Source organism: Ignavibacteriales bacterium (assembly GCA_026390815.1).
Lineage (GTDB): Bacteria > Bacteroidota > Ignavibacteria > Ignavibacteriales > SURF-24 > JAPLFH01.
This window is the reverse complement of sequence record JAPLFH010000005.1, coordinates 115,092-138,343: the sequence shown is the minus strand read 5'-3', so window position 1 is coordinate 138,343 and position 23,252 is coordinate 115,092. Positions and strand designations below refer to the sequence as shown.

Annotated in this window: 17 protein-coding genes; 12 read left to right on the top strand and 5 right to left on the bottom strand. The window is 33.7% G+C overall.

From position 1 onward, the window contains the following. The first annotated feature begins 222 nt into the window (after positions 1-222). The 9 genes from NTX22_01135 to rnhA all read left to right on the top strand — a co-directional run bounded on the left by NTX22_01135 (position 223) and on the right by rnhA (position 7,300). Complete coding sequence (locus tag NTX22_01135) at positions 223-1,137, top strand: magnesium transporter CorA family protein (GenBank protein MCX6149107.1); 915 nt, start codon at positions 223-225, stop codon at positions 1,135-1,137. 23 nt (positions 1,138-1,160) lie between these two features. Next, the gene (locus NTX22_01130) at positions 1,161-2,036 is read left to right on the top strand and encodes an ABC transporter six-transmembrane domain-containing protein (protein MCX6149106.1); all 876 of its coding nucleotides are present in this window, start codon (positions 1,161-1,163) and stop codon (positions 2,034-2,036) included. A gap of 95 nt (positions 2,037-2,131) precedes the next feature. Further along, positions 2,132-2,500 carry an NADH-quinone oxidoreductase subunit A gene (locus NTX22_01125; GenBank protein ID MCX6149105.1) on the top strand — a complete coding sequence of 123 codons (369 nt, stop codon included), beginning with the start codon at positions 2,132-2,134 and terminating at the stop codon, positions 2,498-2,500. Beyond that, entirely contained in the window at positions 2,491-3,009 is a 519-nt protein-coding gene (locus NTX22_01120; GenBank protein ID MCX6149104.1) for an NADH-quinone oxidoreductase subunit B, read from the top strand. The genes NTX22_01125 and NTX22_01120 overlap by 10 nt, the downstream gene beginning before the upstream one ends. Before the next feature lie 12 nt (positions 3,010-3,021). After that, positions 3,022-3,504: an NADH-quinone oxidoreductase subunit C gene (locus NTX22_01115; GenBank protein ID MCX6149103.1), complete on the top strand. Its 483-nt coding sequence runs from the start codon at positions 3,022-3,024 to the stop codon at positions 3,502-3,504. Between the two features lie 5 nt (positions 3,505-3,509). After that, complete coding sequence (gene nuoD, locus NTX22_01110) at positions 3,510-4,760, top strand: NADH dehydrogenase (quinone) subunit D (protein MCX6149102.1); 1,251 nt, start codon at positions 3,510-3,512, stop codon at positions 4,758-4,760. Between the two features lie 75 nt (positions 4,761-4,835). Next, positions 4,836-5,333 (top strand): NAD(P)H-dependent oxidoreductase subunit E, encoded by a 498-nt coding sequence (locus NTX22_01105; GenBank protein ID MCX6149101.1) that lies wholly within the window; start codon positions 4,836-4,838, stop codon positions 5,331-5,333. Position 5,334: 1 nt separating this feature from the next. Further along, positions 5,335-6,660 (top strand): NADH-quinone oxidoreductase subunit NuoF, encoded by a 1,326-nt coding sequence (nuoF, locus tag NTX22_01100; protein ID MCX6149100.1) that lies wholly within the window; start codon positions 5,335-5,337, stop codon positions 6,658-6,660. Between the two features lie 166 nt (positions 6,661-6,826). Continuing rightward, entirely contained in the window at positions 6,827-7,300 is a 474-nt protein-coding gene (rnhA, locus tag NTX22_01095) for a ribonuclease HI (GenBank protein MCX6149099.1), read from the top strand. A gap of 365 nt (positions 7,301-7,665) precedes the next feature. On the opposite strand, the gene NTX22_01090 is transcribed toward rnhA, so the two are convergent. The 5 genes from NTX22_01090 to gatB all read right to left on the bottom strand — a co-directional run bounded on the left by NTX22_01090 (position 7,666) and on the right by gatB (position 15,277). Further along, positions 7,666-7,803, bottom strand: coding sequence for a hypothetical protein (locus NTX22_01090; GenBank protein MCX6149098.1), 138 nt, complete (start codon positions 7,801-7,803; stop codon positions 7,666-7,668). Between the two features lie 691 nt (positions 7,804-8,494). Beyond that, entirely contained in the window at positions 8,495-10,168 is a 1,674-nt protein-coding gene (locus tag NTX22_01085; GenBank protein MCX6149097.1) for a chloride channel protein, read from the bottom strand. 170 nt (positions 10,169-10,338) lie between these two features. Continuing rightward, complete coding sequence (locus NTX22_01080) at positions 10,339-11,388, bottom strand: aspartate/glutamate racemase family protein (GenBank protein MCX6149096.1); 1,050 nt, start codon at positions 11,386-11,388, stop codon at positions 10,339-10,341. Between the two features lie 29 nt (positions 11,389-11,417). Further along, the gene (locus NTX22_01075; GenBank protein ID MCX6149095.1) at positions 11,418-13,793 is read right to left on the bottom strand and encodes a CotH kinase family protein; all 2,376 of its coding nucleotides are present in this window, start codon (positions 13,791-13,793) and stop codon (positions 11,418-11,420) included. Positions 13,794-13,816: 23 nt separating this feature from the next. After that, the gene (gene gatB, locus NTX22_01070; protein MCX6149094.1) at positions 13,817-15,277 is read right to left on the bottom strand and encodes an Asp-tRNA(Asn)/Glu-tRNA(Gln) amidotransferase subunit GatB; all 1,461 of its coding nucleotides are present in this window, start codon (positions 15,275-15,277) and stop codon (positions 13,817-13,819) included. Positions 15,278-16,119: 842 nt separating this feature from the next. Between gatB and NTX22_01065 the strand changes: the two genes are divergently transcribed. From NTX22_01065 to NTX22_01055, 3 genes are all read left to right on the top strand, one after another. Continuing rightward, on the top strand, positions 16,120-16,500 hold the full coding sequence (locus NTX22_01065) for a hypothetical protein (GenBank protein ID MCX6149093.1): 381 nt from the start codon (positions 16,120-16,122) through the stop codon (positions 16,498-16,500). Between the two features lie 692 nt (positions 16,501-17,192). After that, entirely contained in the window at positions 17,193-18,794 is a 1,602-nt protein-coding gene (locus NTX22_01060) for a T9SS type A sorting domain-containing protein (GenBank protein ID MCX6149092.1), read from the top strand. 188 nt (positions 18,795-18,982) lie between these two features. Continuing rightward, entirely contained in the window at positions 18,983-23,209 is a 4,227-nt protein-coding gene (locus NTX22_01055; protein ID MCX6149091.1) for an SBBP repeat-containing protein, read from the top strand. Positions 23,210-23,252: the final 43 nt, after the last annotated feature.

The window sequence follows — 23,252 nt, the reverse complement described above, 5'->3', positions numbered from 1 at the left end:
CGTGGCTGTCGTATAAGAAAATGAACTCATTAAATAATCTGTGTACAGTTCTAAGAGTTCTTTTTTCATCGCATACCTCTGATTTTTGTCACCAGAAATTTAATACCTTTCTTTCTCTTTGCGTAAGGTGAGTTATTAATATTGTTTTAAAATGTAAATAAGTTAATTTTCAACAAGATTTTTTTCCAACTTAAAAGATAAATTCTCTTCTTGGAGGTAATTATGATTAAAAGATTCGAAATTCTTGATGATAAAGTTGTTGAAACTAAAGATGTGCAGAGCCCAATATTTTTATATATAATTCCTGATGATAATGAAAAAAGAGAGCTGATTGACAAGTACAAAATTGATGAACATACTCTTAATTCGTCTCTGGATCCTGATGAACTAAGCCGACTTGAGTTTGAACCGGATCATATTGCTATCATCTTTAAACGACCAGAAAATTACATAGATAAAAGCCAACTTTTACTTAAAGTATCTTCGATGGGCGTCTTTCTTTTTAAGGAAAGAGCAATAATTGTTATTCCCAAAGACATCGTACTGTTTGATGCAAAAGTATTTTTAAAAGTTTCCACATTGAATGATCTGGTTTTAAGACTTCTAAACAGAGCCATAAACCATTACTTCGCACACATAAACGCAATCAATATGATTTCTGATGAGCTGGAAAGTAAAATTAATATGGCAATGGAAAACAAATACTTAATCAATTTGTTCACATTGGAAAAAAGTTTGGTTTATTACCTGAACTCTATTAATTCCAATGGTGTATTGCTTGATAAATTAAAAATAAGCGCAGCAAAAATTGGATTTACACAAACAGAACTTGAACTGCTGGAAGATATTTTGATTGATAATAATCAATGTTACCGGCAGGCAGAAATTTCTTCAAACATTCTTGCCAGTCTAATGGATGCACGCGCTTCAATAGTAGGAAATAATTTAAATGTTTTAATGAAAACCCTTAACATTATAACAATAGGAATAATGGTTCCTACTTTTGTTGTAAGCGCCTTTTCTATGAACGTTGGAATCCCATTACAACAACATCCATTCGCTTTTTATATAATTATGGGTTTAGCACTTTGCTCTGTTTCATTAGTAATATTTTTATGGCGGAAGAAGAAATGGTAACTAATTAAAATAAAATTTACACGATGAAATTTTCAATTATTTTAAAACGGTTTAGGAAAGGAATCGCAATACTTTTATCGTTAGTTTTAATAGAAAACATTGCCTGGATAATTGAACCTTCCGTTTTTGGTGATGTTATAGATGCACTCATCGATAAAATATCCAGCCATAATCCCGTATGGCAAATTGAACATATCGTTCCTCTTATAATATGGATTGTTGTGTATGGAGTTAATACTTCAGCAGGTGTTGTAAGAAGATTATTTGATCAAAAGATATTCTTAAAAATTTTCGCAAAGATAGCGGCAGAAATTTCAATTATTTCAAATAAAAAGAATTTATCAGCCTCCAAAATTGCTGGCATTTCTCAATTATCTGAAGAGTATATTACCTTTTTCCAATATCGTATGCCTGAGATAATGGAACAAATTATTGGTGTAACCGGAACAATAATAGCGTTAGCTACATTTGATTGGAGAATATCTGTGGCATGTTTAACCATCGGATTACCTTTCATTTTGTTAACTAAGATTTATAACAAAAAGGTTTCTGCACTCCATAAGGATGCACATGATATTTTTGAAAATACTTTTGAAGTATTCTCAAACCAAAAACCGGAAGAGATAGAAGAATATTATTTGAAGACTGCTAATTCTAAGCAAAAAATTGCTAAGTGGAGTGCGGTAAATTATGGAATAATAAGAACCGCCTTACTGGTTATCTTTCTGATAGTTTTATATATATCAATTGATCTGGACGATTTTAGCACTGGTAATATTTATTCAGTTGTTGCTTACATCTGGGCATTCATCACGTCTGCGGAATACATACCGGAATTAATGGATAGTTGGACTTCTCTTAAAGATATTTCACAAAGAATAAAACTGGAAACAATTTAAACTGATTCATTCTTACACGAGAATAGTTTTCTTTAAATTGACATTCTTGGTGAATTTAGATAAATTTCTAAAAGAATAATGAAATAAAAATAAAGATGATCGAACAATATATTCCCATATTTTTAGTTATTGCAGTTGCTGCCATTTTTGCAGTTGCTGTAATTATTTCTTCAAGTCTTTTTGGTCCGCAAAGACCTAATACCGAAAAACTTTCAACATATGAAAGTGGAATGAAACCAGTTGGATCGACCAGCGAGCGAATTTCAATAAAATACTATCTTGTAACAATGCTGTTCATCATTTTTGATATTGAAGTTATCTATGTTTATCCTTGGGGCGTTCAATTTAAAAAATTATTTAGTGAATTTGGAATTTTTGCTTTCATTCCTATGTTGATTTTCTTGATAGTACTGGAATTAGGTTATCTTTATGTTTATAAGAAAGGCGGTTTAAAGTGGGATTAGAAGCTAAGCTTACCTCCGATGGATTTTTCACTTCTACCATAGATTCCATTGTTGCCTGGGCAAGAAAAAATTCTGTATGGCCAATGCCAATGGGAATTTCCTGCTGCGCAATCGAGATGATGTCTGCTGTCGATCCGAAATATGATCTTTCACGTTTTGGATCGGAAGTTATGCGGTTCTCGCCACGTCAATCCGATTTGATGATTGTTGCCGGAACTGTAACTTACAAAATGGCTAAAGTAGTTCGCAAAATTTATGATCAAATGCCGGATCCCAAATGGGTAATTGCAATGGGCGCGTGCACTTCTTCCGGAGGTATGTATCGTTCCTATTCTGTTGTTCAGGGAATCGATCAATTTCTTCCGGTTGATGTTTATACTGCCGGATGCCCACCAAGACCGGAAAATTTAATAAATGCTGTAATGGAAATTCAGAAAAAGATTGGTAAATCGAGAGGAATGGATTACCAGAATTTACCAATGGATGAATTTGAAGAAAGAAAAAATTAATACTTAATTTAAATGGAATTTAAAGATTTAATTTTAGAAAAGATCAAACTTCAATTTGATAAATCGCTTCAGCTTGTAGAAGAATTCCGTGGTGATTTATCAATAACTTTTAATCCAAATCAAATTGTTGATTTAGCTTTTTTATTAAGAGATGATCCCGAACTTCATTTTGAAATGTGCGAAGATGTTACTGCAATAGATTGGGCTACCCGAAAAAATAGATTTACTATCATTTATCATATTTACTCTTTCAAAAATAATTTTAGATTAAGAATAAAAGCAAATTTAGAAAAAGAAGTAATTGATACTGTATCTGGCGTTTGGGCTTCTGCCAATTGGTATGAAAGAGAAACTTTTGATATGTACGGAATAAAATTTAATAACCATCCCGACTTGCGCAGAATGTATATGCCAGAAGAATATCAGTATTATCCATTAAGAAAAGATTTTCCTTTAATGGGAATTCCTGGCTCAATCCCTCTGCCAAAGAAATAGTGATTATGGAAAAAATATCAAGAGAAGAAAGTCAATCGCAAATTGTTCAAGCCTTGCTAAAGGATACGAATATTACCATCGAGGATGCTCTTGAAAATGAAATGATTCTTAATATGGGTCCGCAGCATCCAGCAACACATGGCGTTCTCCGGTTAGTACTTCGTCTTGATGGTGAGACAATACTCAATTGCATTCCGGAAGTAGGTTACCTGCATCGCGGTTATGAAAAGATGGCTGAAAATATGACTTACCTGGAATATATTCCACACACTGATCGTTTGGATTATACCGCCACCATGTCTAATAATGTTGCTTATGTTCTTGCAGTGGAAAAACTTGCGGGAATAGATGTTCCAAAGCGTGCGCAATACATAAGAATGTTGATAGCAGAATTATCTCGAATAATGGGGCACCTTGTTTCGATCGGCACATTTGCCATGGATGTTGGCGCTGTTACTATTCTTCTATGGACTTTTAGAGAAAGGGAAAAGATACAGGATGTTTACGATAAACTTGCCGGGGCAAGGTTTACAACAAGTTACACTCGAATAGGAGGAGTTGCATCTGATCTGACAGATGAAATAATTGCGCAGATAAAAGTATTCATAAATCAATTCGACGCGAAAATTGACGAAGTGGAGAAACTGCTTAATACTAATAGAATATTCATCGAACGGTTAGAGGGGATTGGAGTATTACTAAAAGAAGATGCAATAAAACTTGGTGTAACCGGTCCAAATCTAAGAGCCTCCGGAGTTCAGTACGATATCCGCAAAGCAAAACCGTATTTGTTTTATGATGAACTTGATTTCAATGTTCCTGTTTATGAAGAAGGTGATTGTCTTGCCCGGTATTTTGTCCGTGTTGATGAAGTTAGAGAAAGTACAAAGCTTGTTAAACAAATTTTAGATAAAATGCCTAATGGTCCGGTGATAGCAAATAATCCTAAAAAAGTTCTTCCGCATAAAGATGAAATTTACAGCAAGATGGAAGAATTGATTCACGATTTTATGATTGTTAATTTCGGCATCAATCCACCGGTTGGTGATGTTTACTCTGCCGTTGAAAATCCAAAGGGAGAATTAGGATTTTACATTGTTAGCACTGGCAAAGGTAATCCCTGGAAATTCAAAATTCGTTCACCATCATTCTGTAATTTACAAGCAATCCAGCTAATGGTTAAAGGTGCAATGATATCTGATGTTGTCGCAATCATTGGAAGTTTAGATCCCGTTATGGGAGAAGCGGATAAGTGATGAATAATGTAAAATGAATAATGAATAATGTAAAATGAAGTCTCGCTTTCCAGATTTCATTATGGATTATGCATTATGAATTATAAATTAAAATTTAAAACCATGTTCAAATTCACAGAAGAAAATATTAAACGGATTGAAGAAGCAAGGAAGAAATACCCAACTTCTCAGGCTTCTGTTATGGATGTTCTGTATATAGCGCAGGAACAGAACGGATTTATTTCTACTGAAGTAATGAATGAAATTGCTTTACTTCTTGGAATAGATGCAGTTGATGTCTTAAGCGTTGTTTCGTTTTATACAATGTATCATCAGAAACCTGTCGGCAGAAATCACATTCAGGTTTGCACAAATGTTTCTTGTATGCTTAAAGGCGGATACGAAATATTAGATGAAGTAATCGGCAAACTTGGCATTATGGAAAATGAAGTAACCACAGATAGAAAATTTTCTATAGAAGAAGTAGAATGTATGGGTTCTTGCGGAACTGCTCCAATGTTTGCTGTAAATGAAGATTATTACGAAAATCTTACTAAAGAAAAAGTCTCACAAATTTTAGATTCACTTAGCTGATATGGAAAAAATTCTTTTACCAGAAATATCTAACCTTCATCAAATTGATGTTTATCTTGAAAATGGCGGATATGAAGCTGCAAAAAAAGCTTTTCAAAAAACAACTGATGAAATAATTGATGAGGTTAAGAAATCAGGTTTACGCGGCAGAGGCGGGGCTTGCTTTTTTACCGGACTTAAATGGAGCTTTATGCCAAAGACTTCGGATAAACCAAAGTACCTTTGCGTAAATGGTGATGAAAGTGAGCCTGGTTCTTTTAAGGACAGGCAGATTTTTGAATTCAATCCACATCAATTGATTGAAGGAATCTTAATAACCTGCTACGCTATTCAGGCAAAAGTTGCATACGTATATGTTCGTGGTGAATATCATAAATGGATCAAGCTGCTTCAAAAAGCACTTGATGATGCATACGAAAAAGGATTTGTTGGTGAAAGAATCCCTGAAGTTCTTGGCGGAAATTTTTCCTGTGATATTTTTATTCACAAAGGCGCTGGTGCTTATATTTGCGGAGAAGAATCATCTTTAATGAATTCGATAGAAGGGAAGAGAGGTTATCCAAGAGTTAAACCGCCTTTCCCTGCACAGAATGGTTTATGGGGCTGCCCAACTACAATCAACAATGTTGAAACAATTGCAAACATTCCACCTATCATTAAAAACGGATACGAATGGTTTTCGAAAATTGGTGAGCCGAAACATCCTGGTACTTTGCTTTATGGAATTAGCGGGCATGTAAATAAACCTGGTGTTTATGAATTACCAACCGGAGTTTTATTAACTGATTTGATTTACAACTATGCTGGTGGGCTTCCGGGAGATAAAAAAATCAAATGCGTAATTCCTGGGGGTTCATCTATGCCTCCGCTTAGAGGAGACCAAATTGATGGTGTAAAGATGGATGCCGAATCACTTAAAGCTGCTGGATCTGCAATTGGCACTGGCGGAGTTATAGTGATGGATGAAGATACTGATCTTGTAAAAATTCTTGCACGAATTACAAAATTCTATTATCACGAAAGCTGCGGGCAATGCACTCCCTGCCGTGAAGGAACGGGCTGGATGCTGAAAATTCTAAATCGAATTATCCGTGGACAAGGAACATCATCCGATCTTGATTTACTGATTAATGTGGCAAACAACATTGAAGGAAATACAATCTGCGCCTTGGGAGATGCCGCTGCCTGGCCTGTAAAATTTATGATTCAACGATTCAGAAATGAGTTTGAAAAGGCAGTTCAAAAAGAAGTTATAATTCCAGTTGCAAACAAAGTTCATTCGATGAGGAACACCGCGTTTCCATTAAGAGAGATAAAAACAAATTAATGTTTTTTTTAAAGCATAAAAATCAATCCCGCAACGCAGGACCAAATAACAAAAAAATGACAATTTACAAATTCCAATCTTTAAATCGGATTGAACTATTTGAAATTGAAAGTTGGAATTTATTTGTAAGTTAGATATTGTCATTTGGAAATTTTACAACGAATACATGAGCGATCTAAAAAATATATTAATTTTTACTGATGGTGGAAGCTTAGGAAATCCTGGTCCTGGTGGTTATGGAATCATTATTAAGTACAAAGATAAAGTGAAGGAAATTTCCGGCGGTTACAAATTAACTACCAATAACCGAATGGAATTGATGGGGACAATCGTTGCCTTAAATGCGCTTAAAGAAAAATGCAATGTTACACTTCATACTGATTCAAAGTATGTAGTGGATGGAATTGAGAAAGGATGGGCAGAACGATGGAAGAAAAATGGCTGGAAACGAAATAAAAAAGATAAAGCTGAAAATCCTGATCTTTGGGATAAACTTCTTGAAGTAATTTCCCAGCACAATGTTAAAATGGAATGGGTTAAAGGGCATGCCGGTCATCCCGAAAATGAAAGATGCGATAAGCTGGTCAAAGAAGCGGCATCCCAAAATCATTTACCAGAAGATAAAGGATACAAGGATTAGTAGGATTTCATGATAAATAAAGTTGGATACAAGTAATCCAAATTAAGCAAAATGATTCTTTATACTTTTCACTTAAATTTCCATCGTACAATGCAGCACCGCCGTCTTTTATTTATAAAATGATGACTGTGTTGAACGACTTCCACTATTTTAACTAACTAAGCCTTAACCGCTCTTAAAGAAAGGTGAATATCATTGCAACAGCTATTATGCGTTCGTTGAATGCGCGTAATTGAATATTTACTTTATCGAATTATTTTGTTCTACTGAATTACATAATCCAAGTTGGAATTGAAAATATGTTCCTGATTACTTGTCTCTATAATAGCGGAACTTATAATTTTAATGCCAGGAATTGTTTGCAATTACTGCTTAGCGTATTGCTCAGCGCTCATAACTTCAATCCCAACAAAGCGTTCATTTCCATCAACCCAAGCATCGTGCCCTGGCGGGATGGTGTACGAATCACCAGCAGCTATAGTTTTTTGGGTCCCATCCTTCATTCGGACAATTAAGCTGCCAGAAACGGCGTAGCCAGCATGGGAAAGTTGGCATGAGTCAGTCTTAACGACTGGTTTGATGCATGCTGACCATTTCCATCCTGGTTCAAGGTTGAAACGACCAAAAGTGAAACCCTCAAGTCGGACAATCTCGACGCGTGATTTATCTGGAGTGCGGACTTCGTCGGGTTTATTGTGGGATTTTGTCTCAAAATATATTACTTCTACTGCGGTTGTCATGTTATTTTCCTTTCTAGAGATTATTTCAGTTAGTGATTGATAAATGATTTCAAGCTTCATACTAGCATTTTCGTAAATGAATCATAATTATTATAAAAAACTAAAATTTCATTAATATTTCAAATCTTCAGAGGATAGATGTAAAATTTATATTTATGTATATCATAATCTATCGGTATTTATATTTCCGGCAAATGAATCACAGTTATTATAAGTCAAAGGTATTACTTATATACCCGAGTTTTAATAATGCCGGGATATATTGTCCTTAGATTTAATATAATATTTAAATTTTGAAAGTCAAGTTGAATGAATTAATTTTATTTGAATTGAATTAATTTTGGAGTTAAAGGAAATGTCTTGTATCAAGAAATATGAAAGTTTCGATAAACTAGTTAAAAAAACATTAATCAAAAATCATTTACCAGCAGATGAAGGATATAATCAAATCCAATTATTCATCTGAATAATTTCGTTTTAGCTTTTCCCGGTATTTAGTAAAGACACTCGATTTTGAAATAAATCCCACATATTTATTTTTATCTACAACTGGTAAATTCCAATTACCACTCTCATCAAACTTTTTCATCACAGAGTCCATTGATTCATTAACTTGAACAACGTATTTCGCTTTATTCATTAATTCAATAGCAAAAACATCTTCAAAATTATCCAATTCAAACATAAGCTCCCTAATATCATCAAGAGAGATAATACCAATCAGATGATCATTTTTATCAGTGACTGGAAAAATATTTCGCTTTGAATGCGAAATTATATTTATTAATTCGTGTATTGAACAATCACTGCTTACAACGGTGAAATTCTTTTCTATAATTTCTGATAACTGAAGCAAGGTAAGGATATTTTTATCTTTGTCTGTTGTTAGAAGTTCACCTTTCTTAGCCAGTTCCTTTTTATCAAGTGAATATGGCTCGAAATGTTTAACCAAAATAAAAGTAATTGAGGATACAATCATCAATGGAATCATTAATTCGTAACCTCCGGTAATTTCTGCAATAAGGAAAATTCCAGTTAAAGGCGCGTGCATCACTCCACATAATATTCCAGCCATCGCTACTATTGTAAAGTTACTTACAGGTAAGCGAGTTAAGAAAGTGAGATTAATAAATTTGGAATAAAAAAAACCGATAAAGCCACCAACAAACAAGGATGGAGCAAAATTACCACCATTACCACCGCTGCTAATTGTAAGGGAAGCGGCTACTACTTTTACTAATCCAACAACTAAAATAAAAAACAAAACAAACCATTCATTATTGCTAAATTTGTCGAACAAACTGTTTCTGAACATCTGTTCTGGGATTCCATTTGCAAGTACTTTAATACTTTCATAACCCTCACCAAATAATGGTGGAAATATTAGTATAAGTAATCCTAACACTAAACCACCAACGCAAGCTTTTATAATATTTCTTTTTTCAGTAGGCTTAAACAATCCCTCTATTCCGGAAAAAATCCTGGTATAATAAATTGAAACAAAACCAGTTAATAAACCTAATCCAATATAGAATGGTACATTGAAATAGTTAAAAGGTTGCTGTAAAGTAAAATGCAGTAATATATTTTCCTGTAGAATAATCTTGGAACATAAAGCACCTACCGCAGACGAAATAATTAATGGTATAAATGCAGAGATTGATACTTCGGTTAATAAAACTTCTAATGCAAACATTACACCCGCGACTGGTGCATTAAAAACAGCAGCTATTCCCGAAGCCGCACCACACGCTAAAAGTAATGTTCTTTCCTTATACGATAATAAATTTACTCTTCCATAATTTGCGCCTATTGCCGAACCAGTGACTACAATCGGTGCCTCCAATCCAGCAGATCCACCAAACCCTACAGTTATTGCACTCGTGATGATATGAGAGTACATTGTTTGTTTTTCTATAAAGCTGGATTTTTTAGCAATTGAATAAAGAATATGAGCGGAGCCTTTTCCGAATTTATCTTTTAAAAAGATTTTTATATATCCTACTGTTAATAGTATTCCGACTAAAGGTAATATAAATAATAAATATTGTTGAAAAGAAAAACCGAAATCAGATGTTAGAAAATTATGTATATAATAGACAAGAGTTTTTAATAATATTGCCGCCATTCCTGAAGTTAATCCAACCAAAACGCTCGAAAATAATATGAATTGTTTAGAGCTTAGATGTTTTTTAAGCCACAGAATAGAAATATGATATATTTTTTGGAGTCTCAATTAATGTGCTCACAGATATTAGTCTATATTAAATATAACATATTTAAAATTTCGAACCACAATTAGTAAATCAAGTTTCTATATTCAAATAAATTTTTCTTGAAATTATAATTCTTTAGTGCTTCAGCAGTTTTAAGGGAATTTATTTTGAGCAAGCTGCCAAGAGATTCAATTTCCTGATCGGAAATATCTGCCTGGGATACAACTTCAACTTTTGTTATAATTGAATTAAATCTTGATTTGTTTTTATCTTTGATTATGAATTCACTCATATAACTATTTGGATTAATAATTGTTACATCGCTTCCAAATTTCTTTTTCATAATATCTTCAAAAACCTCTATAGAATAACCATAATGCGTGCAGCATAATCCAACGGAGATTTTTGATTTTGTATTAATCATTTTTGCTTTGGCTTCATCAGAATAAAGTTCGATCATATTGCGCACCGCATTGCTTTTAGGATCATTTTGAATCTCACTTTCCAAATTTCTACAGGCTTGGGTAACGATTCTGTCTTCAGGAATATTCTTACTCACTAATTTCTTTTTGTGCGATTCGGAAGAAATTGTAGTCGGTGTTCCCAAAATAATTATACTACTGTTCAAATCATTTTGAAGATTTTTATACATAAGATCAACTCCGATATCAACAATTCCAAATACAGGAATTTTAGTGGTTTGACTAAACTCAGTATTTGGATAAACAACAGAAAGAGTATTGCAGGCAATCAAAATCAAATCAGGGTGATATAATCTTTCCATACTTTCCAAAGCTGAATTAAAAACTCGGACTTTGGATTCATTGTTTGGCATGCTATTATAACCAGTTTGATGGTCGGCAAGTGAATTGAAAAATATTAGTTCAACTTCTTTAAATGGTTTAAAGGCAGCCAATTTATTTTCGATATCAGAAACGACTGAAAGTCCTCCGAGTCCAGAATCTGTTATGATAATTTTTATGTTTTCTTTTTTCAATAATTTTTCAAGTTTAGAATTCAGGCTATCGGAATTGTTCGTAATCTTTTCATTGTTTTTTGCAAGACTTACACCGCACAGGAAAAAGCCAAAGGATGCGATAGTTAAAATATAAGATGTAATTTGAAGTCTCATATTCAATCCATTTTTATAATTTGATAATTTTATTTCATCAATAATAATTTTATAGTCTTAATCCATTTACCCGCTTCGATCTGGCAAAAATAAATTCCAGAGCTTGTTGGCATTCCGGAATTCTCAATTCCATTCCAAATTATAGAATAGTTACCAGCTAGTTTATCTGCTTCTTCCTTAAACCAAATTCTTTTTCCCAATAGATTATAAATTGAAATTTTTACATTTGATTTAATTGGCAATTTATATTGAATATTTGTTGAAGGATTAAATGGATTTGGAAATGCGGTTATGTTAAATTCTTTAGGAAGCATTGGATCGTTATCGGCTTTAGTTAACACATTGTTCAAGCTGGGTGTTGGTTTTAAGAATTGCCAGTTATTGCCACCATCAGGAAACCTACCAAAAGAAATATCCGCCGTTTGTGTACCAAAGGAAATGGAATCCAGAACGGTTGTGCCATCACTATCAACAAGAGCAATAAATTCCCCATCAACACTAAGCTTAAAATTGGTATGAAGTCCGGATTGAGTTGTATCGATATCGCACCAAACTAATAGAAATTTACCGGGCTCCAAAACTAAATTGTTATCTGTTAATTTCCATTGCATCAAATTCTTTTTAGAGTTGGTAAGAAATTTTCCTCTTAATGAAATTGAATTGTTAGTAGAATTATAAAGTTCAACCCAGTCATCATTTTCACCATCCTGATCTTTTATAGTATTATCATTTTTTGCAAGAAATTCGTTAATAACTAAGCCAAAACTGGTGGAAGATGGAGTTTGAATTTTGTTTGCTGATTTCCGTGGATATATTTGCGATAAATTATTAATGTCTGAAACAGAGATTACAAAACTACCGGATTTACCTAAACCTAATGGAAGTATTTTTCCAATCCATTTATCTGCTTCTTCTACTTTTTTTGTATTTGCAACTGGTTGAAAAGTCATTGGATAATCAAAAATATTTCCTTCATTCTCAAAAGAAAATTTTATGGTAACATCTTTAAGTCCCGATTTGCTAAATGCAGAAGCAACTACAAAAATTGTATCAGTTGGTCTTGGGTTTTTGGGGAACCAATTGATGGAGTAAATAATTGGCTTAGCTGCTTGCCAGTTTAAGTATGTACCTAAAGTATTGTATCGATTATTAACATATTCTTTTATTCCTCTTTTAACATGCTTATTTGAGTAGCTATTAGCTGAATAAGAATTATTAAAGTCCAGCATCGTAAAATTGTAATCCTTCGTGCGGAAAGTATCCGTTTCCGCATATTGAGTTATCCTTGATTTTAAACTATCAATCCTGGATTCCCAAATAGAAAGTTTGAAAACATTATTTCTATAGAAATCTAAAAAGTGTGTATAAAGATTTCTGTACTGTGAATTTCCAATAACTTTTGTAACCAACGGGCGAGGGGAATTATCCGAGTTTCCAAAAACATAAGGATTTGAATTTGTCCAATCAACATTGAACCAATCAATTCCAAATGTATTATCATAATCATAAGGAAGCCAATGAAAAATATCTGCTGCCGGTTCGTGGTATATGTAATAATTATTTTTTAAGAACCAGTAATCATCCCAACTACCGACCATAATGTTCATAGCAAAATATTTTAGAACTTCAGTAACAGATAAAACAGATTCCAATGAATCTTCCAATAAATTATTTGGAGTAGTATTAATAATGCCGATCAAACGGGCAAGTTTTGAGTAATCATCTTTTTCTTGATTAGTACTTAAATCATAGACTCTTCTTCCATTCTCAATTTTTTTATAAAGATTAGGATTGGTTCCTTTGTAAACTAAATCGGCAGGGTAAAGGCATTTCCATAAATTACCGGAATCGTCATTGAAATTCTTTTTTAGAAATTCATCATCAATACTTTCTACCGATATATATAAACCATAATATTGCCCGTTAATGTAAACTGCTGTGTGGGCTGCGCGGCTTCCTTTCATCCCTATATCTTTGCATAAATCCCACACCAATTTGCTTCTTATAATTGAAGGATCGTTATGTTCGCCATTCAGATTTAAATCATCAACTTTATGGAACTGTCTTCCATTAATAAAATGATTGAATGATAACTTCAAAGATTTTTTTTGAGCATCCCTGGAAGTATTGCCGCGTAATCTTATCCCAACTGAATCGATGGTTTCATCAATTTGTGCATTTTTAAAATGCACTTGAGCAATGTGCATTGAATCGCTTTTTAAGTTAGTGTACATGTAGATTAAGTCATCGGGATTCATTGTAATTTCAACAATAGCCACTTGCGAATCATCATAAAGTTTCCAGCCAGAATCAATATTTTGGGTGTAGATTATATTTAGCGGTAAAAAGAAAATCGATATTAAAACAAAAAATTTAAAATTAACATAGAGCATATTATTTTTCATTTAAGAAACCTTATTCAAAAAAATTATGATAACTTCAGTGCGTCCAGCTTTTCTTTCAGAATGTCATTCACAGCCTTCGGATTTGCTTTACCTTTAGTTTCTTTCATTACCTGTCCCACAAAAAATCCAAACACTTTATCTTTGCCCGATAAATATTGTTGAACTTCATTTGTGTGTTTTATAAGCATTTTGTTTATCACGTCTTCAATTTCAGATGTATCTGTTATCTGAATAAGATTTTTTTCCTTAATAATTACTTCAGGCTCTTTATTGGTTAAAAGCATTTCGGGAAATATTTCTTTAGCAATCTTTCCGCTAATTACATTTTTATTTATTAGGTTAATTAGCTTTCCAAGGTTTTCCGGTGAGACCGAAAACTTATCAGCCGATAATTTATTTCCATTTATCCCTTTTAAAACTTCTCCCATTACCCAGTTGCTGGCGGATTTGTAATCACCAGTTATTGAAATTACTTTTTCATAATAATCAGCTAAATCTCTTGCTGATGTTAAAACCACAGCATCATATTCCGGAATTTTAAATTGCTCTACAAATCTTTTTCTTCTTACTTCCGGAAGTTCTGGAAGTTTATTGGCAATTTCGTTCTTCCATTCCACTGAAACAACAACAGGCATTAGATCAGGATCGGGGAAGTACCGGTAATCGTGAGCTTCTTCTTTACTACGCATTGTTGCAACAGAATTAAGATCGGCATTCCACAACAAAGTTTGCTGAATGATTTTCTTTCCATCTTCAATCAATTCAATTTGTCTTTCAATTTCAAAAGCAATTGCTCTTTCAACATTCCGGAAGGAATTCATATTCTTAACTTCCGTCTTGGTTCCTAATTCCCTTTCTCCTTTTAAGCGAATGGAAATGTTTGCATCGCATCTAAGTGAGCCTTCTTCCATATTCCCATCACAAATTCCAAGATACTGAACGATTTGTTTTATTTTAGTTAAATAAAGAAATGCTTCTTCAGGAGTTCGCATATCTGGTTCGCTTACAATTTCCATAAGAGGTACACCGCATCGGTTTACATCAACTAAAGTTTCAGTGGATTGATCGTGAATTGATTTACCGGCATCTTCTTCCATATGGATTCTGGTAATTCCAATTAGCTTTTTGCTTCCATTAATAAACTCTATTTCAAGTGATCCGTTTTCACAAATAGGTTGTTCGTATTGAGAAATCTGGTAACCTTTAGGAAGATCAGGATAAAAATAATTCTTTCTTGCAAAGGTAGATTTTTCATTTATTGCACAGTTTGTTGCAAGACCCATCATAACTGTAAACTCAACAACTTTTTTATTCAATACCGGCAGAACTCCCGGATGACCCAAACATATTGGGCACACATTAGAATTAGGCGGATTACCAAATTTAGTACTGCATCCGCAAAAACATTTTGTTTCGGTTAATAATTGTGCATGGACTTCAAGTCCAATAACTGCTTCGTATTTCTCGTTCATTTTTCTAATAATTTTTGTGGGCTAAATATAAGGAAAAGAGGGGAGAGAAAACAGAAAACTGAGAACGGAGAATTGAAAACAGAAGTCATAATTCAGAAGTTAGAAGATGGGATTGCCATGTTTTACTTTCTGACGTGTGATTCTCGCCCAAAATTCATTCTTTTTCAAAAGGAAAAGGAATGACTAAATATAGTTCCTATTGCCGTAAAATTTAGAATGAACAGTTGACAATTTGATTTCGAAACATTATTATTCATTCGTAATTGTTAGTAAAAAAAGTACGGGGGCGTATTTTGGTTCTTGTTCGAAATATTGAACATAAAATATCGGGAATTCTCTGCGCTGCTTTTTTATATCCTTTTCTATCAACCCAAAAATTTATTGAACATAAATATAAATTTTTTATAGATTTTTTTTTGTTAATTGTTCTTTCTCCTTTTCATTTACTGGATGAAAAAGGGGAAAGGTTTTCTTTGTAATTGTTTGCAAACAATTCCGTAAAATAATTTCCTCTAAATGAAGACTTTGCCTGGCAAGGAAAACTTTCTTATTGCAGAGTTGAAATATTTTATAAGATGGGAAGAGAATTGAGAAGAAAGGATAAAGACTTTAACAAGGAGGATAAAAACTTAGAACATGAATAAAATGAATTTGACAACATTGGAAAAGCATTTTTAAACATAGATAAAGTTTTTTTGCACATAGGAAAAGACTTGAACAACATAAAAAAAGACTTTGGGAACATAGATAAAGTCTTACTGAACATAGAAATTCCTTTATTGGATGTATAAATAGTCCTATTTTAAGCAATTTTCTAAATATTATTTCCCTTAGCAGGGAAAAGGAGGTATTAAATGGCTTTTAAGAAACGAGAAACATCTTCAACTGTAAATCAGGCTAAGGTACGGCTTGCCGGAATGAAAAAAATTGATACCGACCGCAGCAAAGTAACTGATTATGGTTCAGAAGAAAAGAAACTAACCGTAACAGATTATGAAGCGCAAATTGCCGCATGCGAAGGTTTGAATGAAGATTATAACCAGGTATTACAGCAGGCAGATGCGCTTGGCAGCAAATTAGATGAAGCTGAAAATAAGTTAGCTGAAATGAGCACTTCTGTTCTTTCGAGCGGAAAGGGTAAGTTTGGCGGTGATTCTCTTGAGTACGAACAGCTTGGCGGTAAACGTATAAGTGACAGAAAAAAACCGGAAAGGAAAGCGAAGGAAACTAAATAGGCGGATTATTTTCCAGATTGGTCATTTGGAAATCCTACAAGGTTAGCGTTAGTGTTTGTATGAAAACCTTGAAGGTTTTGTTTGATGCCGGAGGCATCGAACGTTTATAGAAAAGAAATAGAAAAAGAAAACGTTCGACCCCATCCGGGGTCGTATGAAATTATTGTGTTATTAAATGCTATAAACATTTCATCCCTTTGGGATGAGGAAAAAAAACATTCAGGGTTAATGTGAATGTTTTAAGATGAGAATCTGTAAAAATTGGATTGATGCCGGAGACATCGAATGTTTATAGAAAAGAAATAGGAAACAAAAACATGCGACCCCATTCGGGGTCATATATAATTATTGAATTGTTAAATTCTATAAATATATCTTCCCTTTGGGATGAGGAATAGAAAAGCTTTATTGTTAGCAGAAAGATTTTGAATAAAAACCATGAAGCTATTTGATTCTTCCTGACCACAGAGCAAATGGAAAGATAAGCCTTACAAACTGTCGATGCAGTAATAGTTGACAGAAGGTAATAGATGGGAGAAATTTTTATGAGGGTGATGAATAAGGCTGCATGGCTGTTTATCATTCTTTAATAAATAAGATTGAAGTTAAGTGGTTTGAACTACAAGCATGTTTTAAATAAAGGATTTGGTGTAAAGAATCTATTAGGCAACAGATTAAATAGGGACCTTATTATGAAAAATTCAATATTTATTATCTCGTTCATACTTGCTTTAACAAGCTTGCCTTTATTAGGACAAAAGACGGATACAAGTATTGATACTATAGCAGTTGATTCCCCGTGGACTATTGCAGGCTGTGTTTATCGTCAGAATCCTACTCCGCCCCTTGAATCAGAATTAGAAATAATGGCAAGTGGAAAAGCGGTAATTTTGGATATCGAATTATGTACAAATGAAATTCTTGATAAATTAAATGCATTAGATTCCACTCTATTAATAGGTATATATTTCAATCCAATGGAAATATTTAGCGATATCATCACTGATAGACCTTGGCAGAATTCAATAAGGAATGATTTATTAAACAATTTTTATAATCCGGCTTCATCATTCTTTGTATATAATCCTTCACATGATCAAAAAATAATAACTACATGGGATAGTGGCTACTCAATGTGGCTAATGAATCTTTCGGAATATTGTCCTTTGATTAACAATATGAAATACAATGATTATATTTCTGCAAAGATAATTTCACGGCTTAATTCATTTAAGACAAAAATTGATTTTCTTTTATTTGATAATGGTTTAAGAGATATTATATGGCTGGGAAACCCTGATTACACGATTACACAAGATAAGCTAGCCCCTGATATTGACTGGGATAGTGAGGGTGATTGGTTTCAATTTCCAACTGAAGCAATACGTGGTTCGCACAATACACCAATAGACTCAAGTTGGCGTAATGGTACTTCAAAAATACTTAAAAACTTAAAAGATAGTATTCCCATAAAAATTATTGTCAATCAACCCAACGAATTTTACTATACGGTTTGCGATGGTAAAATGTTTGAAAATATAGGATCAAAATTTGGTGTTTCTGGTCCAAGTAATTTGAATTATGGCAGTGCGTTAAAAAATCCCAAAGATATGTTAAAAGTAATTACAGATTATTTTATACCTAATAATTTATTTTTTAATCTCATTCAAAGCAGCAACGGGCAGGCTTCCGCTTCTACAGATTCTATTGATGAAACTGCAATGGTTATGGCATTGCTATATGATAATGCTTTGTTTTGTTTCGCACATAATAGCATTGAAGTGTCTGAAATTGCCAAAAGACCAATTGGACTGCCAACAAGTGAAATGAAAGAGGAGAATGGATTAAAAATCCGAGAATTTGAAAATGGCTTTGTAGTATTTAACCCAGCTTCTATAGATAAATCATTCAGGGATGCAAATATACCTTTAGATGTAAATATACCTTTCTATAGGGGAAAAATAATTCTTAAAAAGTCAACCAATGTTGATATTAATCCCATTGAATCTGTTAAGAATTACTCACTTCAGCAGAATTATCCAAATCCATTTAATCCTAGCACATTGATAAGGTTTGCATTGCCATTCAGAAGTACAATAAAAATTGAAGTCTATAATATTCTAGGTGAAAAAATAAAAGAAATACTTAACGAACAAAAGAATGCCGGTTACTACGAAGTAAACTTCAACACAAATGGATTACGTAGCGGAGTTTATTTTTATTTGCTCTATGCCAAGAGTACTGACGGTAAGAGTGAATTTAGGGATATAAAGAAGATGATGTTGCTCAAATAGTTTTATTAAAAGCGATTCTAAAAATTGTTATTAAAAAGTTTTGAAGAATGAAGGTTAACTATTATGGCTTTGAAGTATAAAAATATTGCTTTGAAATAAATACTAATAAAATTATAAATGTGAATTGCGATAAAGAAAAATGTAAAAAAATTATTTTGAGATCTGCCTTTAAAAAATTGGAGGTTCTTATGGTCAAAAAATTACTATTTCTACTTGCGTTATTTTGCACAGTTGGTAATGCGCAACAATTAAAAAATCCTCAGCAAACACTTAACCAAACCGATAAAAGTTTCTTCATTCAGAATAAAGGGCAATGGAATCCGGAAGTAAAATACCTTGCTCGTATCGGTGGTATGAATGCGTGGATTACTAACTCCGGTGTTGTGTATGATTATTACCGGATAAAGAAAAACTTTGATGAGACTAAAACCACGAAGATGAATCCCCGGGAAATGCAAGATTATGAAAATAAGAATACTTTGGTTGATGGCCATGTTGTTAGAATGCAGTTGGTTAATGCTGAGAAAGAAGTTATTTCTGTAGGCAATAACCAGCGTGAAGGATATTACAATTATTTTATCAGCAACGATAAAAGCAAATGGGCAAGCTATGTCCCTCTTTACGATAATGTAGAAGTAAAAGGTATTTATAAAAACATAGACGTAAAATATTATTACGATAACAGAATGCTACGGTATGATTACATAGTAAAACCCGGTGCAGATGTGTCACGAATTATTTTTAAGTTTGACGGACAAGAAGGGATGAACGTAAACTCAAAGGGAGAGTTAGTCCTAAAGACAAGCATTGGAGAAGTAACGAACGGAAAGCTTTACGCATACCAAATGGAAGGTGAAACGCAGAAAGAAGTAGAGTGCACATTTGAACAAAGAGAAGATGGAGCGATAGGATTAAAAGCCACCGGTTATGATGCAAATAAAGAACTTATAATTGATCCATTAGTTTATTCTACTTTTATTGGTGGGAGTGGGGATGATCAAGGATATTCAATTGCTATTGATGTAAGTGGAAATGCTTATATAACCGGAGCTGCAAGTAGTCAGAATTATCCCACAACACCCGGAGCTTATCAGACTAACTTCAATGGAACCGGATATGTAACAAAGCTAAATTCAAACGGTAATGGATTAGTTTATTCCACTTTTATTGGTGGTAATTCAACTTTTTATTCAATAGCGATTGATAAGGGAGGAAATGCTTTTATTACGGGACGTAATAACTCTCCAGATTATCCAACAACAATCGGAGCTTTTCAAACTACTTATGGGGGTAGTGTTGAAGAAGGTGGTATCAGTCAAGGTGATGCAGTTGTAACAAAACTAAACACAACCGGAAGCGGATTAATTTATTCTACTTATATAGGTGGAAGCAGCAATGAGATGGCTTTTTCAATAGCAGTAGATGTAGAGGGGAATGCTTATGTAACAGGGACTACCAATTCAAAAAATTATCCCACAACAAGCGGAGCTTTTCAGAAATCATTTGGCGGTGGGATTGGTGATTATTTTACGGGTGATGGTTTTGTAACAAAACTAAACTCAACCGGAAGCGCATTAGTTTATTCTACCTTTATGGGAGGGAGTAATAATGACCATTCCTATTCAATAGCTGTTGATGCGGCAGGAGATGCTTATATAACAGGACAAACATACTCTTCAGATTATCCCACAACACCTGGAGTTTTTCAGACTACTTATGTTGGTGGTTATAATACATTTGGTGATGCCTTTGTAACAAAACTTAACTCAATCGGCAGTGGATTAGTTTATTCTACTTTTATTGGGGATACTGGTGAGGATCAAGGAAATTCGATAGCAGTCGATGCCGGCGGGAATGCTTATATAACTGGATTGACAAATTCTTTAAACTATCCCACAACACCCGGAGCTTATCAGACTAATTTTATTAGTACTGGCGGCATGCAGTATTCTTCTGTTTTTGTAACAAAAATAAATCCAACCGGAAGTGGCTTAGTTTATTCTACTTTTATTGGTGGTGGTGGTGGTGGTGATCAAGGTTATTCAATCGCTATAGATGGAAGTGGTAATTCATATATAACAGGCGTTACAAGTTCAACAATTTTTCCAACAACAAGCGGAGCTTTTCAGAAATCTTATGGCGGTAGAGATGTTAATTATTTTGGGGGGGATGCCTTTATAACAGAATTAAACCCAACCGGAAACGAATTAATTTATTCTACTTATTTGGGAGGGCATCTTAATGATTATGGAAATTCAATAGCCATTGATGCGAGCGGGAATGCTTTTATAACAGGGAGCGCAAGATCTTCAAATTATCCCACTACACCCGGCTCTTTTCAGTCTATTTATGGTGGTGATGAACTTTATGGTGATGCTTTTGTAACAAAATTAAATATACCTCAGACAACTTTAACACATGATGTTGGCGTTCTCAAGATAATTGGAGCTAATCAGTTTACAGGTGGTTCTCAATATTATCCTTCTGTCCAAATTCAAAATCTCGGTGCCAGCAATGAGAGTTTTAATGTTATATGTAAGATTTACGATTATAACGGAAACGTTTTAACACAGAGTACGCAAGCTGTAACAAATCTTGCATCGGACTCAATTCAGACAGTTATTTTCACTCCTTACGCTTTAAATGATAATTATCTTTATAAAGTTGAATTTAATACACAATTAACAGAGGATCTTAACACTGATAATAATTCAATATCAAAATATATTAACACGTATTCAGCAATTAAAAAAAATGTTTTGGTTGAAATAGCAACTGAAACGACTTGTCCATTTGCACCTGGTGTTCAATCAGGAGCAAACGATCTGATAAATAATGGAAAGAAGTGTGCAATAATTGGATACTTTATGGATAATGATTTTGAAGACCGATCTAATTATGGATATTCTAACTGGAGGTATAATTGGTATGGTTGGGGCGGCATTCCGGCAGCGATCTTTGATGGAATTTTCATATACGTAGGTGAAAATACTTGTATCGGTGTGTATAATAGTTACTTGCCGTTTTATGATTCGGTTTATTCGATTAGAACCCCTTTGGATATTAGTATTACTGGAAACGCTGCCTCAGTAAACGATTATAATGTTACATTTCATGTTAGGAAGCTTGCGCCATTTATTGAAAAGAATATTGTGTTATTTGCTGCCTTAACTGAAAACAAAATTCCTTTCACTTGGATGGGGCAAACGGAAGTTGATTACTGTGAGCGTTGGATGTTTCCTGATTTCACGAAAGGATATCCAATCGATTTGGTATATAATGACTCAGTGTCAGTGCCTATCTCACTAACAACGAAATCATCTTGGTTACTTGCAAATCTTGAGCTATCAGTATGGGTGCAGGATTTATATACCAAGGAAATTTTTAATACAACAAAAATAAAATTAATTGATTTTTCTACCTGGCAAGCAGATATTAATGTTAAAGATAACGGTAATGTTTCACAATCACTTACGTTTGGTAAGTCCCCTATAGGTACTGATGGAATAGACATCGATTTAGGAGAAGCACCATTACCTCCACCTCCTTTTGGATTTGACGCACGATTCCATTTGCCAACCGGAGATGATTCCTGGAAAGACTACCGCCTGGCAGACAACGATAGTATTGAATGGTTAATAAAATTTCAACCGGGAAATGGAGGTTATCCAATTACATTTAGCTGGAATCCGGTTCAACTTCCCTCTACTGGAAGTTTCTATCTTAAAGATTTAATTACGGGAACAATAGTAAATGTCAATATGAAGACAGACAGTTCCTATACACTTACCAATTCAGGTATAAATGCATTAAAAATAGAATTAAAATTGGATGTTGTGCCTATAGAATTAACTTCATTTGCGGCAAATTTATTTGAGAACAATGTGAATATTACTTGGGAAACCTCCACAGAAAAGAATAATTCAGGTTTCGAAATTCAAAGAAGTAAAGATGGGAATGTATATGACAAAATCGGGTTTGTGAAAGGGAACGGAACAACTGCCGAAATTCATACGTACGTTTTTACGGATAAGAATGTACCCTCAAGAAAAATATATTACAGATTGAAACAAATAGATTACAATGGTACAGCGAATTATTCAAATGCAATTGAAGTCTTTCAGGATTTGCCGATTGTTTTTAGTCTATCCCAGAATTATCCAAATCCCTTTAATCCATCGACAGTGATCAAATATGGATTACCGGGAATTAGTAACGTACAGATTAAGATATACAATTTAGTTGGTCAAGAGGTTGAATCCTTAGTAAATGGAACGCAGAATGCTGGTTATCATGAAGTAACATGGAATGCATCAACCAAAACATCAGGCATTTACTTTTACACTTTAGAGGCTATTCCGGCGGACGGTAAAGGAAACTTCCGTTCGACAAAGAAGCTAATTTTAATGAAGTGAATTGAAAATACGGTTATTATTCTATGCTTGTTTTATTGCAAGT